Source organism: Streptomyces sp. JLBG701, from assembly GCF_058544905.1.
Window position 1 is genome coordinate 9,921,549 of the sequence record NZ_CM178588.1, and the last position, 16,072, is coordinate 9,937,620.

Annotated in this window: 16 protein-coding genes; 14 read left to right on the plus strand and 2 right to left on the minus strand. The window is 69.8% G+C overall.

From position 1 onward, the window contains the following. Positions 1–13 precede the first annotated feature (13 nt). From AC5DRG_RS45325 to AC5DRG_RS45365, 9 genes are all read left to right on the plus strand, one after another. A complete protein-coding gene (locus AC5DRG_RS45325) occupies positions 14–979 on the plus strand; it encodes a sugar ABC transporter substrate-binding protein (RefSeq protein ID WP_491805975.1) in 966 nt (321 codons plus the stop codon). Between the two features lie 104 nt (positions 980–1,083). Further along, positions 1,084–1,995 (plus strand): LysR family transcriptional regulator, encoded by a 912-nt coding sequence (locus tag AC5DRG_RS45330; RefSeq protein WP_491805977.1) that lies wholly within the window; start codon positions 1,084–1,086, stop codon positions 1,993–1,995. 113 nt (positions 1,996–2,108) lie between these two features. Then, the gene (locus AC5DRG_RS45335; protein ID WP_491805979.1) at positions 2,109–3,050 is read left to right on the plus strand and encodes a VOC family protein; all 942 of its coding nucleotides are present in this window, start codon (positions 2,109–2,111) and stop codon (positions 3,048–3,050) included. 15 nt (positions 3,051–3,065) lie between these two features. After that, complete coding sequence (locus tag AC5DRG_RS45340) at positions 3,066–4,514, plus strand: NAD-dependent succinate-semialdehyde dehydrogenase (RefSeq protein ID WP_491805981.1); 1,449 nt, start codon at positions 3,066–3,068, stop codon at positions 4,512–4,514. 6 nt (positions 4,515–4,520) lie between these two features. Continuing rightward, on the plus strand, positions 4,521–5,300 hold the full coding sequence (locus AC5DRG_RS45345; RefSeq protein ID WP_491805983.1) for a fumarylacetoacetate hydrolase family protein: 780 nt from the start codon (positions 4,521–4,523) through the stop codon (positions 5,298–5,300). Continuing rightward, on the plus strand, positions 5,297–5,668 hold the full coding sequence (locus AC5DRG_RS45350) for a VOC family protein (protein ID WP_491805984.1): 372 nt from the start codon (positions 5,297–5,299) through the stop codon (positions 5,666–5,668). The genes AC5DRG_RS45345 and AC5DRG_RS45350 overlap by 4 nt, the downstream gene beginning before the upstream one ends. A 26-nt stretch (positions 5,669–5,694) precedes the next feature. Next, a complete protein-coding gene (locus tag AC5DRG_RS45355) occupies positions 5,695–6,480 on the plus strand; it encodes an alpha/beta fold hydrolase (RefSeq protein WP_491805986.1) in 786 nt (261 codons plus the stop codon). Further along, positions 6,477–6,953 carry a GlcG/HbpS family heme-binding protein gene (locus tag AC5DRG_RS45360; protein WP_491805988.1) on the plus strand — a complete coding sequence of 159 codons (477 nt, stop codon included), beginning with the start codon at positions 6,477–6,479 and terminating at the stop codon, positions 6,951–6,953. The genes AC5DRG_RS45355 and AC5DRG_RS45360 overlap by 4 nt, the downstream gene beginning before the upstream one ends. Positions 6,954–6,956: 3 nt before the next feature. After that, positions 6,957–7,934: a uroporphyrinogen decarboxylase/cobalamine-independent methonine synthase family protein gene (locus AC5DRG_RS45365; RefSeq protein ID WP_491805989.1), complete on the plus strand. Its 978-nt coding sequence runs from the start codon at positions 6,957–6,959 to the stop codon at positions 7,932–7,934. A 66-nt stretch (positions 7,935–8,000) separates the two neighbouring features. Here the strand turns inward: AC5DRG_RS45365 and AC5DRG_RS45370 are convergent, their stop codons facing one another. Continuing rightward, entirely contained in the window at positions 8,001–8,288 is a 288-nt protein-coding gene (locus tag AC5DRG_RS45370; RefSeq protein ID WP_491805991.1) for a putative quinol monooxygenase, read from the minus strand. Positions 8,289–8,495: 207 nt separating this feature from the next. Here AC5DRG_RS45370 and AC5DRG_RS45375 point away from each other — a divergent pair, with 207 nt between their 5' ends. The 5 genes from AC5DRG_RS45375 to AC5DRG_RS45395 all read left to right on the plus strand — a co-directional run bounded on the left by AC5DRG_RS45375 (position 8,496) and on the right by AC5DRG_RS45395 (position 15,004). Next, the gene (locus AC5DRG_RS45375; RefSeq protein WP_491805993.1) at positions 8,496–9,941 is read left to right on the plus strand and encodes an aldehyde dehydrogenase family protein; all 1,446 of its coding nucleotides are present in this window, start codon (positions 8,496–8,498) and stop codon (positions 9,939–9,941) included. Between the two features lie 28 nt (positions 9,942–9,969). Further along, positions 9,970–11,172, plus strand: coding sequence for an L-2-hydroxyglutarate oxidase (gene lhgO / locus AC5DRG_RS45380; RefSeq protein WP_491805995.1), 1,203 nt, complete (start codon positions 9,970–9,972; stop codon positions 11,170–11,172). Between the two features lie 151 nt (positions 11,173–11,323). After that, complete coding sequence (locus AC5DRG_RS45385) at positions 11,324–12,184, plus strand: amidohydrolase family protein (protein ID WP_491805997.1); 861 nt, start codon at positions 11,324–11,326, stop codon at positions 12,182–12,184. 13 nt (positions 12,185–12,197) lie between these two features. After that, positions 12,198–13,910: a thiamine pyrophosphate-dependent enzyme gene (locus AC5DRG_RS45390; protein ID WP_491805999.1), complete on the plus strand. Its 1,713-nt coding sequence runs from the start codon at positions 12,198–12,200 to the stop codon at positions 13,908–13,910. Positions 13,911–13,930: 20 nt separating this feature from the next. Further along, complete coding sequence (locus AC5DRG_RS45395; protein ID WP_491806001.1) at positions 13,931–15,004, plus strand: Ldh family oxidoreductase; 1,074 nt, start codon at positions 13,931–13,933, stop codon at positions 15,002–15,004. 111 nt (positions 15,005–15,115) lie between these two features. On the opposite strand, the gene AC5DRG_RS45400 is transcribed toward AC5DRG_RS45395, so the two are convergent. After that, positions 15,116–16,066, minus strand: a complete 951-nt coding sequence (locus AC5DRG_RS45400) for an alpha/beta hydrolase fold domain-containing protein (protein ID WP_491806002.1) — start codon at positions 16,064–16,066, stop codon at positions 15,116–15,118. Positions 16,067–16,072: the final 6 nt, after the last annotated feature.

Here is a 16,072-nt window from a genome sequence, read left to right on the forward strand (position 1 = left end):
AAGGCGTAAACCCATGAAGTCCACTGCCCGCTCCCGCCGCACCATCGCGGCCTCGTTCCTCAGCGCCGCCGCCCTGGTGCTCTCCGGCTGCGGCTCGGAGAACGACGGCGGGAGCACCGGCTCCGCCGGATCCGTCTCGCTCGGGTTCGTCAACGGCGCCAACACCAACTTCCACGCCTGTCTGCTCAAGGCCGTGGAGCAGACGGCCAAGGCGGAGGGGGCCGAGGTCTACACGGCCAACTCCAAGCAGGACGCCGCCACCGAGCTGTCCAACATCGAGGACATGATCGCGCGGAACGTGGACGCCCTGATCGTCCAGACGGTCAACGTCGACGCCCTCGAAGGCGACATAGCCAAGGCCAAGGCCGCCGGCATCCCGATCTTCCTGACCTCCGTGGCCACGTCCGACCTGTCGAACGTCCTGGGTGTCGCCAAGGTCGACCTGAAGAAGGTCGGCGCCCTGGACGCCGGCTGGATCGCGACGGACGCCGCCGGCAAGGACGTGAACGTCGGCATCGTCGCGGGTGCCCCCGGTGCCGCCTCCGACCTGCTCGTGGGCGGCTTCAGCGACGCGCTGCCTGCCACCGCCAAGGTCGTCGCGAACCAGCCCGGTATGTTCAACCCGGCCAAGGCGCAGGACGTCGCCGAGAACATGATCCAGGCCCACCCCGACCTCGACTACGCCTTCGTCGCCAACGAGGAGATGGCCTTCGCCGTCCGTAAGGCCTTCGACGCGGCCGGCGCCAAGGATGTGAAGATCGTGACCGTCAACGGCACCGAGGAGGGCCTCGCGGCCGTCACGGCGGGCACGTTCTCCGCCACCGTGGCCAACTCGGCGATGACCATCGGCCAGACCGCGGTGAAGAACACGATCGGCCTGCTCGACAAGGACAAGGCCGTTGACAAAATTGCCAACATTCCTCTTGTCTTGGTCACCAAGGACAACGTGAGCGAAGCGCCGCAGTACTGCCCGAAGTAGGAGGGCCCACGGGGGAACGGTGCCTTTCTCGCCGTGTCCGAGCCGCACATTCCTTCCCCCGCTCTCACGAGCCGCGAGAGCGGGAGGGAGCCCCCGGAGGAAACATGGATCGCTTGCTCCTCATGCACAGCTTCGTCACTGTCGCCCAGGTCGGCAGTTTCAGCGGAGCCGCCAAAAAGCTGGGCTCATCGGGCTCACTGGTGTCTCGGCACGTCGCCGAATTGGAACGGCAGGTCGGCGTACGCCTGGTGAATCGCACGGCCCGTTCGGTGAGCCTCACCGAACCGGGCCAGCGGTACGCCGAATTCGCCGCACGCATCCTGGACGAGATCGAGGCCGAGGACGCCGGCATCGCCCATCTCCACGACCGGGCCGAAGGCACGCTGAGCATCATCTGCCCCAAATGGATAGGCAGTCTGGATCTCGGAGACGCCATCGCCGCGTTTTCCGCGTCCCATCCGAAAATCCAGGTCCGATTCGAACTCGGCGGAATGTCCGACCGGACCTACGACTTTCTCGACAGCGGATTCGACGTGGCATTCCACACCCGCGACCTCAGGGATTCCAGCGTCCGCCTGAAGAAGATCGCCTCACTGCCCTTCGTGATGTGCGCGTCGAAGGCGTACCTGGACCGGGAGGGCCCGCTCACCGAGCCGAACGCGCTCGCCAACCACGACTGCCTCGTGCACGTCAACGACCCGGTCTGGCGCATCGGCCACGGTCACGCGAGCACCCTGCACAAGATCCGCAACATCGCCTTCTCGTCCAACTCCTACCTCGCCCTGCAGAAGGCGGCCGTCCATGGCCGCGGCATCGCCCTGCTGCCCCAGCGTCCGGCCTACGACGACCTCGTCTCCGGCGCTCTCCAGGTCCTGCTGCCCGAACTCGCCGTACCCGACCGTCCGCTGTACGCCATCTACGGCCCCGGGCAGGACACCCCGCGCAAGATCAGCGTATTCCTGGACTTCCTCACCGAATGGTTCTCGCAGAATCCCATTCCGACGATCCGGTCCTGAGGCCGGCGGCCCCGGCCGCAAGAAACGATTGCACATTCCGTAGAGCCCGGACCGTTGAGGCCGTGCTGCCCGAAAACCTACGCTCACCAGGCGACCCGCGAAACGAGGAGACCATGGGAATCCAGAGAATCGAATCGGTCACCTACAGCATCGCCGACCTCGACGAATGCTCCCGGTTCTTCGACGACTTCGGACTGTTCCCGGTGGAGCGGACCGACGAGCACGCGGTGTTCGAGACGCTCACGGGACAGACCCTCCAGCTGGACACCGACCCGAGCCCGCTGCTGCCGCCGCCGGTCGAGGACGGACCAACCCTCCGCGAGGTCCTGTGGGGCGTCGACACCGAGCAGGAGCTGGAGCGGCTGGTGGCGGCCGTGGCCAAGGACCGCACGGTCCGCGAGAGCGCCGACGGCGTCCACCACACCGTGGACGAGACCGGCTTCGGGGTGGGACTCACCCTGGCCCGGCCCAGGCCCGCGCCCGTCACACCCCGGCCTGCCAACGCGCCGGGCAGCGTCAACCGCTGGAACAGCGCGCTGGAGGCGATCACCCGGGTCCGCCCGCTGCGCATGTGCCATGTCGCCCTCAACATCGTCAAGGAGGGCCGCGAGGACGCCGTCGGCTTCTACGTCGAGCGCCTCGGCTTCCGCCCCACCGACGTGGTCGAGCCCATGGGCGTCTTCATGCAGGCCCCCGGCGACGAGGACCAGCACACCATGCTGCTCTGCCACCGCCCCGACCGGGCCGGCGTCAACCACATCGCCTACGAGGTCCCCGGCTTCGACGATGTGATCGAGGGCGGCAACTACATGATCGACCACGGCTGGCGGGAGGCCCGCAGGCTCGGCCGGCACACCATCGGCTCCAACGTCTTCCGCTTCCTGCACGCCCCGTGCGGGGGCCGCGTCGAGTACGCCGCCGACATGGACCGCGTCGACGACTCCTACGAGACCCGCGTCCACGAGAACACCCCGCCCCACCACATCTGGGCGCTGCGCACCAACCGCGACCAGCAGGACGCCCCCGCCTCCTGCATACACCCCCTGCCAGCCTGAGAGGGCACCCAACTCATGAGCACCGACCACGGCTACCCCGCCGTCCGCATGTACATCGCGGGCGAGTGGTGCCAGGGCGGCACCGGACGTACCGCCCCGATCGTGAACCCGGCCACCGAGGAGGTGATCGGAGAGGTACCGCTCGCCACCACCGACGACCTCGACCGCGCCCTCGCCGCGGCCACCGAGGGTTTCCGGACCTGGCGCGACACCCCCATAGCCAAGCGCTCGGCCGTCCTGCACGCCGCCGCCGACCTGATCACCGAGCGCGCCCCCGAGATCGGCCGGATCATGGCCCAGGAGCAGGGCAAGCCCCTCAGGGAGGGCACCACCGAGGCCCTGCGCACCGCCGACACGCTGCGCTGGCACATCGAGGACGCCCGCCGCGCCTACGGCCGGATCATCCCGTCCGCGCCCGGCACCCTGCTCACCGTGCGCCGCGAACCGGTCGGCCCGGTGGCCGCCTTCGTGCCGTGGAACTTCCCCGTCGGCGGCCCCAACCGCAAGCTCTCCTCCGCCCTCTCCGCGGGCTGTTCGATCGTCATCAAGGCGTCCGAGGAGACTCCCGGCACCGCCGCCGCGCTGGTGGCCTGCTACGCCGACGCCGGGCTGCCCGCCGGCGTGCTCAACCTCGTCTTCGGCGAGCCGGCCGAGGTCTCGGCGCATCTGATCCCCGCGCCGGAGATCCGCCTTGTCGCCTTCACCGGCTCGGTCCCGGTCGGCAAGCTGCTAGCCGCCAAGGCGGGCGAGGTCATGAAGCCGACCCTGATGGAGCTGGGCGGCCACGCCCCGGTCATCGTGTGCGCGGATGCCGACCCGGTGAAGTCCGCCCGCAAGGCCGCCCAGGCGAAGTTCTTCAACGCCGGCCAGGTGTGCACCTCCCCGAGCCGCTTCTTCGTCCACGAGAGCATCGTGGAGGAATTCACCGCCGAGTTCGTCAAGGCCGCCGATGCGGTCACCGTCGGCGACGGTCTGGACGCCGACACCACCATGGGCCCGCTGGCCAACGAGCGCCGGCTGGAGGCCATGGAGAGCCTGGTCGCCGACGCCGTCCGGCGCGGTGCCAAGGTGCTGACCGGCGGCGAACGCCTCAAGCGGGACGGCTACTTCTTCGCCCCGACCGTGCTCACCGACGTCCCCGCCGACGCGGACCTGATGCACGAGGAACCCTTCGGCCCACTGGCGCCGATCGTGCCGTTCACCGACCTCGACGAGACCCTCGCCACCGCCAACGCCCTGCCCTACGGCCTGGCCGCCTACGGTTTCACCGACTCCGCCGCCACCGCCGAGAAGCTCTCGGACACGCTGGAGGCCGGCATCCTCTCCATCAACCACTGCGGCGGCTCCGTCAGCGAGGCCCCCTCCGGCGGCGTCAAGGAGAGCGGCTACGGCCGTGAGGGCGGGCCCGAGGCACTCGACGCCTACCTCGTCACCAAGCGCGTCTCCCACCTGCTGGCGGGCTGAGGCGCCATGAGGTACACCCGCGTCTCGGTCGGCGGCAGGGCGGTGTGGGGCCGCGTGGGGGAGACGGACATCGAGCTGCTGTCCGAGTCCCCGCTGGAAAGCGAGTCGGTCGACCCCACCGTCATCGGCACCGTGCCACGCGACACGGCCGTCTGGCTGCCGCCCGTCGTCCCGCCCGTCTTCTACGCGGTCGGCATGAACTACCGGCGGCACATCGAGCACGCCGGAGTCGAGGTCCCCGAGCGTCCCGAGGTGGGCTACCGGGCCAACAACGCCCTCACCGGCCACGGTTCGCCGATCGTCAAACCGGCAGAGGTGGAAGGGCGGTTCGAGGCCGAGCCGGAGCTCGTCGTGGTCATCGGACGCACGCTGCGCCATGCCACGTACAAGGAGGCGCAGGAGGCGGTCTTCGGCTGGACGATCGGCAACGACGTCAGCGCCCGCACCTGGCAGCACCAGGACCGCACGTTCTGGCGCAGCAAGAACAGCGACACCTTCAAGCCCATGGGGCCCTGGATAGAGACCGACGTCGAGGCGTTGGCGCAGACGACCACGCTCCGCGTCAACGGCGAGGTCCGGGCGGAGTTCCCGACCGGCGACATGGTCTTCGACCCCTTCGACTACATGGTCGCGATCACCAGGCACATCACCCTGCACCCCGGCGACGTGCTGTGGATGGGCGCCGAGTCCACCTGCCAGATCGAGACGGGCGACACCGTCGAGGTCGAGATCAGCGGAATCGGCACGCTCTCCAACCCCGTACATCCAGAAGGGAATCACGTATGAGCAACGCACCCCGCTACATCCACCACGTCAACTTCCCCACCACCGACCCCGACCGGACCGCCGCGTGGTACACGAAGGTCTTCGGGATGAAGCGGATCATGCCCAAGTCGAACACCCGCGTGGTGCTGATGACCCGCGGCAACTTCGACCTGCACTTCACCCCCGTTGAGGAGATGGAGCGCATGGCGCCCTATCACTTCGCCGTCGAGGTCGACGACTGGGACGACTTCCTCGCCCACCTCAAGGAGCTGGGCATCCGCCACACCCGGCCGATCGAACGGCCCGAGAACCAGTCGAAGTTCTGCTACATCCACGACCCCGACCACACCATGATCGAGCTGGTCTGGCACGGCAAGCGCCCCAACTGATCGCCCTCTACCAGGAGTTCACCCCTATGCCTCTCGCCGACTCCGACGGCACCTCCATCTACTACGAGCGGCACGGCAGCGGTCCGGCGATCCTGTTCGTGCACGGCAGCGGCGGACACCACGCCGCCTGGTGGCAGCAAGTGGCCGCGCTACGCGAGGAGTTCACGGTCATCACCGTGGACCTGCGCGGCTTCGGCAAGTCCGACTCGTCCATGGCCCAGTTCGACGGACAGGACTTCCCAGGTGACGTGGTCGCCGTACTCGATCAGGAAGACCTGACCGACGCCATGCTGGTGGGCCAGTCCATCGGCTCGGTGGCCGCTCTGCGCGCCGGACTGCTCCGGCCCGAGCGGGTCTCCTCCGTCGTCCTCGGTCACTCCCTCGGCGGGATCAGCCACCCCGAGCTGAAGGAGCTGGCCGCCGCCGACCGGGCCGAGGCCGTCAAACTCCCGGTCATCGACCGCCTGTTGACCAAGCGGTTCCAGCAGGAGCGCGCCGACCTCACCTTCCTCTTCCAGCAGATGGGCACCTTCAACGTCGCGAAGATGGCCGACCTGCGCAACCTCGACACCAACGGCCCCTCCCTGGACGACATCAAGGACTCGGGCGTCACGGTCGCCTTCCTGGCCGGCGAGAAGGACGCGGTGCTCAGCGTGAAGACCGTGACCCGCGCCCACGAACTGGTCCCCGGCTCGCACCTGGAGATCGTCCCGGGCGCCCCGCACTCCATGTACTGGGAGACGCCCGAGCGCTACAACGCCGCCGTCGCCCACCTGCGCCGCACCCTCACCGCACAGAAGGAAGCCGCATGAGCAGCCTCACCCTCGACGCCGCCGACGAGATCATCGACGCGGCCCTCAAGCGCGCCCACGCGATGGGCAAGGCGGTGAGCGTCGCCGTGGTGGACGCCGGTGGCTTCGTCATCAGCGTCCGCCGCTCCGACGGGGCCCGCCCGCTCACCCCGGACATCGCGCGCGCCAAGGCGTACACCGCGGCCATCATGCAGCGCCCCGGCAAGATGCTGAAGAAGTGGCAGGAGAGCCAGCCCGTCTTCTTCGCCCAGCTCTCCCAACTCCCCGGCGCGGCCCTGCCGATCATGGCCACCGAGGGCAGCGTCACCATCAAGAGGGACGGCGAGATCATCGGCGGCCTCGGGATCGCCGGCGGCACCGCGGACGAGGACCAGCAGGTCGCCGACGAGGTCCTCGAATCCCTCGGCTACGAGCTGGAGTTCGCGGCGTGGGGCGTCGCGGGCAAGCCGGCCTCGTCCGGAAAGGACGCGTGACCCATGGCGGACACCTTCAACTACCGCATCGACCACCACGGCAGCCTGGTACGGCCGACCGACCTCGCCACGATCGGCGTTGAGCGGGCGGTCGAGGACGCGGTGACCTTCCAGCGCAAGCTGCGTTCCACCGTCGTCACCGACGGTGACTTCCCGCGTGAGGACTTCCGCAGCGCGCTCTTTGACGGCGTGTCAGGTTTTCGTCGCACGGAAGAGGCGGACGCCGACGGCCTCACCCGTTGGGTCGCGGAGTCGCTCCCGAAGGCCAACGGCCCCCTCCTGGCCGACGCGACGTCGAAGCTCGCCGAACTGACGGTGATCGCCCCGAAGGCCGCGCTGCCCTCGCCGGCTTACATCGCGGCGACCACCTACCAGCCCGGCTCGGGCGTCTCCTCCGCACGCGAACTGGGCGAGGCCCTGGCGGAGATCATCCAGGCCGAGATCGCCCTCCTGGTCTCGAAGGGCGTACGCCTGATCCAGCTGAACAACCCCCTGCTGCTCGGCGGCGCCCCGCGCGCACTGTCCTTCGAGGACGCGCTGGCGGTCGACGCCCTGGCGGTACGCCTTGACGAGCGTCCCGAGGGCGTCCGGATCGGCGTCTGCCCGGGCTGGGCGGCCCCCGCGACCGTGGACCGGGCCCGCGTGGAGCGGCTCTACGCCGAAGTGCCGGCCGACCGCTGGATCCTGCCGTTCGACCAGGGCACCGAGGCCGAACTCGACCTGCTCAGGGCGCTGCCCGAGGATCGGGATGTATGTCTGGGCGTGGTGGACGCGACCGTGGCGGAACTGGAGGACATCGACACGGTGTTGGCGCGGATCGACGCGGCCGCCGAGCTCAAGGACATCGAGGACATGGCCATCTCGCCGTCCCGCGGCTTCGCCGACGTGGCCGGCCGGCCGCTGCTGAGCGCCGAGGAGCAGCGCCGGAAGCTGGTCCTGGTGGAGACCCTCGCCCGCTACTGCTGGGGCAACGAGTTCTGATCCCAGGTGCCGGGAAGCGCGCGTCACCTGCGCTTCCCGGCGGGGGCTCCAAGGACCCCGAGGTGCTCAGAGCACCTCGGCGAACGTCACCGTCCGCTCCGTCAGCAGCGGCAGCACACACCCCACGATGAACTCGGCGAAGTGGTCCGAGGCCTTGTGCGCCTCGAATCCGGCCCGGTCGGTGTACTGCTCGTACAGCACGAACGAGGCCTCCTGCCCCTCCTCGGCATGGACCTCGTAGCCGAGGTTCGCCGGCTCGGTCGGCGTGAGCTCGCGCATCTTGAGCAGCGCTGCGCGCACGGTGGCCTCGTCGGCCGGTGCGCACCGGTAGTGGGCGACGACTGCGAACGCCATGTCTTTCCTCCGGATGGGGTGGTGCGGTCGGGCCCGCCGATTCCAGCACGAATCCCCTGATGAGCGACCCGCGCGGAGCGAAAGCAATGTCTGCCCCCGAGGGGCTGGTCGCCCTGGCCCCTTGTCGTGTGTTGTCAGTGTGGCCCCACGGCCGTCCCATCTGGTTAACCGCGGCCCGCACCGCGGCCGACGAGAGAAGTGATCTTGATGCGTAACCTGGAAACGCTGTCCGGCGGAGAGTGGGTGGCGACCGGTGCGTGGATCGACGTCCACGACCCCTCCGACCTGCGCACCCCCGTCGCCCGCGTCCCCGCGCTGAGCGCCGACGATGTCACCCGCGCCTACGACCACGCCGAGCGCGGCTTCGCCGTCTGGAAGCGCACCAGCCCCTTCGAGCGCGCCCGGATCATGACCGACGCGGCCCGGCTGCTGCGCGAGCGCGTCGACACGATCGCCGAGGACCTCGTCACCGAGATGGGCAAGACCCGGGCCGAGGCGAGCGTCGAGACGGTCAAGGCCGCCGACTTCCTGGAGTACTACGCGGGCATCGCCCGCCAGGGCTACGGCACCCTCGTGCACGACGTACGCCCCGACACCCGCACCAGTTTCCAGCGCGAGCCCATCGGCGTCGTCCTCGCGATCACCCCGTGGAACGACCCGCTGATCACCCCGGCCCGCAAGCTGGCCCCCTGCCTCGCGGCGGGCAACGCGGCCATCCTCAAGCCGGCCACCGACACCCCGCAGGCCGCCCTGCACTTCGCCCGCGCCCTGCACGACGCGGGCCTGCCGGCCGGTGTCCTCAACGTCGTCACCGGCCGGGGCGCGGACATCTCGGAGGCGCTGATCACCGACCCGCGCCTGACGGCGCTCACCTTCACCGGCAGCAACGAGGTCGGCGAGGCCCTGCGCGCCCAACTCACGAGCCGCAACGTCCGCTTCCAGGGCGAACTCGGCGGCAAGAACGCCACCGTCGTCCTCGCCGACGCCAACCTCGCCGCCGCGGCCAAAGCCGTCACCGCCGCCGGCTTCGCCCAGGCCGGGCAGCGCTGCACCGCCACCAGCCGGGTGATCGTCGAGCGTTCCGTGTACGAGGAGTTCACCGCGCTGCTGCTCGCCGAGGCCGCCGCCCTCCGGGTCGGCCCGGGCCTGGCCGAGGGCACCACGATGGGGCCCCTGGTGAGCGCCAGGCAGCGCGACGGTGTCCTCTCCGACATCGAGCGTGCCGTCAAGCAGGGCGCGACGGTCCTCACCGGCGGCGACCAGCCGCGCGAGGAGGCGCTGAGCCACGGCTGCTTCGTCAACCCCACCGTGCTGGGCGACGTGACCGACGACATGGACATCTGGTACGAGGAGGTCTTCGGTCCGGTCGTCGTGCTCCTGCCCGTGGACTCCTTCAAGCAGGCCGTCGCGGCCGTCAACGACTCCGACTTCGGCCTCGCCGCCGCCGTGTTCACCCAGAACCTGGGCGCCGCCCACCGCTTCGCCGAAGAGGCCGAGTGCGGCCAGATCGCGGTCAACACCACGACCTCCGGCTGGGACGTCCACCACCCCTTCGGCGGCTTCCGCGACTCCGGGTCGCCGTTCAAGGAGCAGGGCGAGGAAGCCCTGCGGTTCTACACGCGCGTCAAGACCGTCGCCATCCACTTCGGCTGACGGCCCCTGCAAGGAAAGGAGGATGCCGATGGCTGACGAGACGATCGGCATCGTCGGCGCCGGCATCGTGGGCCTGGCCACGGCCCGCGAGATCGCCCTGCGTCGCCCGGGCACCCGGGTCGTGGTCCTGGAGAAGGAACACGAGGTCGCCGTCCACCAGACCGGCCACAACTCGGGCGTCGTCCACGCCGGGATCTACTACACACCCGGCAGCCTCAAGGCCCGCCTGTGCACCAAGGGCATGGGAATGATCCGCGAGTACTGCGAGGAACGGCGGCTGCCCTACGACGAGTGCGGCAAGCTCGTCGTCGCGGTGACCGACGACGAGGTGCCCCGTATGGAGGCGCTGTACGCCAAGTCGCTGGAGAACAAGGTGCCCGGCGTGCGCCGGGTGTCGGCCGGCGAGATCCGGGAGATCGAGCCGCACGCCGTGGGCAGGGCGGCCATCCACTCCCCGCGCACCGCGATCACCGACTACACCGCCATCGCGATGTCCTTCGCCAAGGACATCGAGGACGGTGGCGGCGAGGTCCGGCTCGGCTTCCCGGTCACCCGCGTCGCCCGGCTCACCGGTGGCGGCGTCGAGGTCGCCTCGCCCGACGCGAACCTCAAGGTGGACCGCCTCGTGCTGTGCGCGGGGCTCCAGAGCGACCAGGTCGCCGCGCTCGCCGACGACGGCAGCGACCCTCGGATCGTGCCGTTCCGCGGCGAGTACATGACGGTCGTCGCGGCGAAGACGCACATGGTGCGCGGCCTCATCTACCCGGTGCCGGACCCGCGTTACCCCTTCCTCGGTGTGCACTTCACGCGCCGCGTCAACGGTGAGGTCGAGGTCGGCCCCAACGCGGTCCTGGCGTTCTCCCGCGAGGGATACCGCCTCTCCGACATCGACCTGCGCGAACTCGCCCGCATCGCCCGCTTCCCCGGCATCTGGCACCTCGCCAAGGAGCACTGGCGAACCGGCATCAAGGAGATGCGCGGCTCACTGTCGGTACGGGCCTACATGAAGGACGCCAAGGCGTACGTCCCCGGCATCGATGCCTCCGACGTGGTGCGCGGCGGAGCCGGCGTACGCGCCCAGGCGCTCGGCAGGGACGGCTCGCTCGTCGACGACTTCGCCATCCACCGGATCGGCGCGGTCACGGCCGTACGCAACGCCCCCTCGCCCGCCGCGACCTCCTCCATGGCGATCGCGGAGCACATCGTCGACACCGTTTTCGACGACGCCTGAAGCAACCTGAAAATGCCCCGCGAACAGCGGACTTCCGCGCAACAACAGCTTGCGTCCCAGGGGCTCGGCAAGGCCTCAGGACCCGCCTAGCGTTCCGTTCCGCACCACTTCACCACCCCCTAGAGAACTTCGAAGAAAGAGAGCTGACGGCATGTTCGTTGTCGACACCCAGATCCACATCTGGCTGGAAGAGTCCGCGGACCGCCCCTGGGTCCCGGGCGCCCGTGAGCGGATCCGCCTCAACGGCCACCGCGAGGACCCCTTCTCCTACGAGGAGGCCCTTGAGCTGATGGACGAGGCCGGCGTCAACCGGGCGCTGATCCTGCCGCCGTCGTGGGAGGGCGACCGCATCGACTACGCCCTTCAGGCCTGCGAGGCGCACCCGGACCGCTTCGGCATCATGGCCCGCATTCCGCAGAACAAGCCCGAAGAGGGCAAGGCCATGCTGAAGGACTTCGCCCAGAACCCGCATGTGAAGGGCACCCGGCTCACCTTCCACCGGCCGATCGACCGCAACTGGATGATCGACGGCACCAACGACTGGTACTGGCCGATCGCCGAGGAACTGCGCGTCCCCACGATGGTCCACGCCCCGATCTGGAAGCGTGAGCTCGGCGAGATCGCCGCCAAGCACCCCGAGCTGAAGATCATCATCGACCACATGGGCATCATGGCCCGCTGCGTCGACGACGCGATCGGCTACTGGGTCCAGGAGACCGCCGACCTGGCCGACCACCCCAACATCTACGTGAAGGTCTCGGCGCTCCCGGGCTACTCCACGCAGCCCTTCCCGAACAACAACATCCAGAAGTACGTGCGCGAGATGGTCGACAAGATGGGCCCGCAGCGCTGCTTCTACGGCACCGACATCACGCGTCTCCTCGGCCACGGCATCACCTACACCGACACGATCGAGCAGTTCACCAAGCACTGGGACTTCACCCCCGAGGAGCTTGAATGGATCATGGGCCGCGGCATCTCCGAGGTCCTGAACTGGCCGATCGAGGGCTGAGGAAGCACGAGAGATGACCGACATCACCAACACCCCGGGCGCCGACGGCGGCGACGCTCTCGTCACCGCCTTCAACGCCGTCGGCGCCGACTACCTCTTCTGCTCGTCGGGGTCCGAGTGGGCCCCGGTGTGGGAGTCGCTGGCCCGGCGCCACCGGGACGGGCTGCCCTGTCCCGAGTACCTGGACCTGACGCACGAGACCGTCGCCGTGGGCATGGCCACCGGCTACGGCCTGCTCAAGCGCCGCCCGCAGGGGGTGCTGCTGCACGCGGCCCCCGGTCTGCTGCAGGGTTCGATGGCCGTGCACGGGGCGCTGCTCGCGGGCGTCCCCATGGTGGTCAGCTCCTCGGAGTCGACCACGTACGGCGACGGACCCGGGCAGGACCCGGGCGGCCAGTGGTATCGCAACCTGTCGATCGTGGGCGGGCCGCACCAGATCGCGCAGCCCTTCACCAAATGGTCCAACGAGGCGGCCAGCGTCCACACCCTGCCGACGATGGTCGCGCGGGCGGCGGAGCTGGCCTGGCGTGCGCCGGCGGGACCGGCGTACCTCAACGTCCCCCTGGAGATCCTCCTGGAGGAGTGGGACGGGCGCGAGGCCAAGCCCATCGTGGCGCCCGGCTCCACGCACAGCTCGCCGGAAGAGGTCGACCCGGTCGCGCAGATGATCCGCGAGGCGTCCAACCCCGTGATCGTCACGGAGACGGCCGGTCGCGAGGCGGGCGGCTTCGAGGCCCTCGTCGCCTTCGCCGAGGCGTGGAACATCCCGGTCGTCGAGCCCGACTCGGCGGTGTGCGGCAACTTCCCGCGCACCCACCCGCTGCACGCGGGCAGCGACATCGGCCCGTGGATGGACGAGGCGGACCTCATCCTCCTCGTCAACTGCCGCGCCCCGTTCTACCCGCCGTCGCGCCGCCCCTCCAAGGCCACGATCGTCGTCATCGACGAGGTGCCGCAGCGCCCGCACGTCGTCTACCAAGTCCTGTTCGCGGACAAGTACTTGGAGGGCAACGTTGCCAACACCCTGCGCCAGCTCGCCAAGCGGGCGAAGGATCTCGACGAGGCCGCCGTGCTGACTCGTCGTACGGCTCAGGAGGAGCGGCACACCGCCGAGCAGGCCGCCATCGCGGATGCCGAGGCGAAGGCCGCCGCCCAGGCCGAGGGCATCGACCCCGTGCTCGTCGCCGCCACGCTGCGCAAGCTGCTCGACGGCAGTGACGCGATCGTCGTCGACGAGACCATCACTCACAGCCGCGTCGTCAAGCGCCATGTGCAGACCGACGCCCCCGACTCGTACTTCTACGTACAGGGCGGCCTCGGCCAGGGCATCGCGGTCGCCCTCGGTGTCAAACTCGCCGCGCAGGAGCGGCCGGTGGTGCTCACGATCGGCGACGGTGCCTTCGCGTACAACCCCGTCATCCAGTCGTACGACGCTTCGAAGGCGTACGAACTCCCCGTGCTGATCGTGGTGTTCAACAACCGCGTCTACAAGTCCATGAACCTCAACCACCGCAGGTTCTACCCCGACGGCGCCGCCGCCGAGACGGGGGAGTGGCTCGGCACAGATCTGCACCGGCTGCCCCGGCTCGCCCAGTTCGCCGAGCCGTTCGGCATGCACACCGAGACCGTCGACGCGCCCCACGCGCTCGTCCCCGCGCTTGAGCGTGCGCTCAAGGCCGTGGCGGAGGGCACCACCGCCGTAGTCGACGTACTCGTCACCCGCTGACCCAGGAGGCATACGCCACCATGTCCGACACCCCAACGCCCAAGCCGGGCAAGGTCCTTGTCCCCGCCGAGGAGATGCGCGCCTTCGCCGCCGCCCTCCTGGAGAAGGGCGGGCTCAGCCCCGAGCACGCCCGCACCACCGCCGACGTGTTCGTCTGGGCCGCGCTGCGCGGCGTCGACTCCCACGGCATCGCCCGTGTCCCCGCCTATCTGGAGCTGCTGAACAAGGGCGTCGCCAACGCCAACCCGCAGATCAAGGTCGAGTCCGGCACCGCGGTCGTCGCAGTCCTGGACGCCGACCGCGCCCCCGGCCCGGTCGTCCTCAGCGCGGCCGCCGACGAAGCCGTGAGCAGGGCGAAGGCGGGCGGTATCGCCGCCGTCGGAGTGCGCCGCACCGTGCACACCGGCGCCATCGGCTACTACGTGTCGAAGATCGCCGAGCAGGGCCTGGTCGGCATCGGCTTCGTCGCGGGGATGCCCAACATGGGCTACACGGGCGTCAAGGGCGCTGCCGTGGCGACCAGCCCGCTCGCCATCGCCGTACCGGCCGACAGCCACGCGCCGCTTCTGCTGGACATGGCCACCGCCACGATCGCCCTTGGCAAGCTCCGCCAGGCCAAGGTCAGCGGCACCCCGCTGCCCCAGGGTGCCGCCGCGACCGCTGACGGCACCCCCACCACCGATCCGGAACTGGCGGTCATGCCGCTGCCGTTGGGGGGCGCCAAGGGTTCCGGCATGTCGTTGGCCTTTGAGCTGCTCACCAGTGTTCTGGTGGGGGCGCCGATCTTTGCCGGGTTCCACTCGGACGATCCGGACGGGCGCAAGCACCGGCAGAACGCGCTGCTCGTCGCCCTTGACCCTGCGGCCTTTGGTGACGCGGACGCCTTCACCGCGGCTGTGGACGCGACCCTGGGCACGCTCAAGGGACTCCCGGCGGCGGATGACGCGGAGGGCGTGTTCTACCCCGGTGAGCGCAGTGCGGCGGTGGCTGTGGAGCGGGCTGCCAAGGGGATTCCGGTGGCGCCGAAGGTGTGGCGTGAACTGACGTTGAACGCGGAGAAGTTGGGCGTGACGCCTCCCGAGGTCGCCGCGTAGGCGATGACGCTTCCCCGGGGAGAGCCCGGGGGAGGGGGAGGGCCGGGTGGCCGGGACGTCCGATGTGCGGCGGGCGTCCCGGCCGCCTCTCGCGTCCCGCGCCCGACCCGCTCAACCGGCGTCGGACTCCCCGGAGTTGACGGCTCGCCGCACATGGTCCGCGATCAGGGCGTAGACCTCGCGGGCCTTCTTGTCGTCCTTGCCGTCGTACCCGTGATCGGCCCCGGCCACGTCGTGGTGGTCGACCAGCGCACCGGCCCTCTTGAGCCGCTCGGCATAGCGCACCCCCTCCTCCTTGAGCAGGTCGAACTCCGCCGTGACCATCAGCGCCGGGGCGATGCCCCGCAGATCGGCGGTGTCCGAGGAGTGGGCGGGCGACACCAGCCGGTCGGTGCGCTGCCGGGGATCGGGCACGTACGACGTGTCGAAGATTTCCCCCATCCAGGGACGCAGCATCGGCTTGGCGATTGCGGCCCGCTTGTCCCTGACATCGGTCGCGAGGTCCAGCGGCGGATAGTGGAGGACCTGGAGCGCGATCGAGGGCCCGTCCTCCTCAAGGGCCTGACGCGCCACCGCCGCGGCGAGACCCCCGCCCGCGCTCTGCCCGCCCACGGACAGCCGGCCCCCGTCCCAGCCATGCTCGCCGCCGTGCTCCGCGACCCAGCGGACCACCTCGTACGCCTGCCTGGTCGGCGCGGGGAACGGGTGCTGCGGGGCGACGACGTAGTCCACGTTGATCACGACCACGCCCGCCTCGGCGGCGAGGAAACGGCAGAGGGGATCGTCGATCTCCGTCACCGACATGACGTAGCCGCCGCCGTGGAAGTTGACGTGCACCGGGGGAGTGGGCTCGTCCGTCGGCGGCCGGTACACCACGACGCGGGCCGGGGCGACGGACGTAGGAACCGTCAACTCCTGGGCGTCGCGCGGGAATTCGGGAAAGCGGCCGTGATACGAGGCCTGTGAGCCCGGACCCGAGGCCCGTCGGCTCGCCAACAGGACCAGACGCTGCATCGACTTGGCGGCGAGGGCGGCCACCGCCGGGCGGGACAGGAGGGACATGCCGTT

Bases quoted from the DNA above. Each gene is read 5' to 3' on its own strand.
- AC5DRG_RS45325 (WP_491805975.1), top strand. From the start codon at position 14: ATGAAGTCCACTGCCCGCTCCCGCCGCACCATCGCGGCCTCGTTCCTC.
- AC5DRG_RS45330 (WP_491805977.1), top strand. From the start codon at position 1,084: ATGGATCGCTTGCTCCTCATGCACAGCTTCGTCACTGTCGCCCAGGTC.
- AC5DRG_RS45335 (WP_491805979.1), top strand. From the start codon at position 2,109: ATGGGAATCCAGAGAATCGAATCGGTCACCTACAGCATCGCCGACCTC.
- AC5DRG_RS45340 (WP_491805981.1), top strand. From the start codon at position 3,066: ATGAGCACCGACCACGGCTACCCCGCCGTCCGCATGTACATCGCGGGC.
- AC5DRG_RS45345 (WP_491805983.1), top strand. From the start codon at position 4,521: ATGAGGTACACCCGCGTCTCGGTCGGCGGCAGGGCGGTGTGGGGCCGC.
- AC5DRG_RS45350 (WP_491805984.1), top strand. From the start codon at position 5,297: ATGAGCAACGCACCCCGCTACATCCACCACGTCAACTTCCCCACCACC.
- AC5DRG_RS45355 (WP_491805986.1), top strand. From the start codon at position 5,695: ATGCCTCTCGCCGACTCCGACGGCACCTCCATCTACTACGAGCGGCAC.
- AC5DRG_RS45360 (WP_491805988.1), top strand. From the start codon at position 6,477: ATGAGCAGCCTCACCCTCGACGCCGCCGACGAGATCATCGACGCGGCC.
- AC5DRG_RS45365 (WP_491805989.1), top strand. From the start codon at position 6,957: ATGGCGGACACCTTCAACTACCGCATCGACCACCACGGCAGCCTGGTA.
- AC5DRG_RS45370 (WP_491805991.1), bottom strand. From the start codon at position 8,288: ATGGCGTTCGCAGTCGTCGCCCACTACCGGTGCGCACCGGCCGACGAG.
- AC5DRG_RS45375 (WP_491805993.1), top strand. From the start codon at position 8,496: ATGCGTAACCTGGAAACGCTGTCCGGCGGAGAGTGGGTGGCGACCGGT.
- lhgO (WP_491805995.1), top strand. From the start codon at position 9,970: ATGGCTGACGAGACGATCGGCATCGTCGGCGCCGGCATCGTGGGCCTG.
- AC5DRG_RS45385 (WP_491805997.1), top strand. From the start codon at position 11,324: ATGTTCGTTGTCGACACCCAGATCCACATCTGGCTGGAAGAGTCCGCG.
- AC5DRG_RS45390 (WP_491805999.1), top strand. From the start codon at position 12,198: ATGACCGACATCACCAACACCCCGGGCGCCGACGGCGGCGACGCTCTC.
- AC5DRG_RS45395 (WP_491806001.1), top strand. From the start codon at position 13,931: ATGTCCGACACCCCAACGCCCAAGCCGGGCAAGGTCCTTGTCCCCGCC.
- AC5DRG_RS45400 (WP_491806002.1), bottom strand. From the start codon at position 16,066: ATGTCCCTCCTGTCCCGCCCGGCGGTGGCCGCCCTCGCCGCCAAGTCG.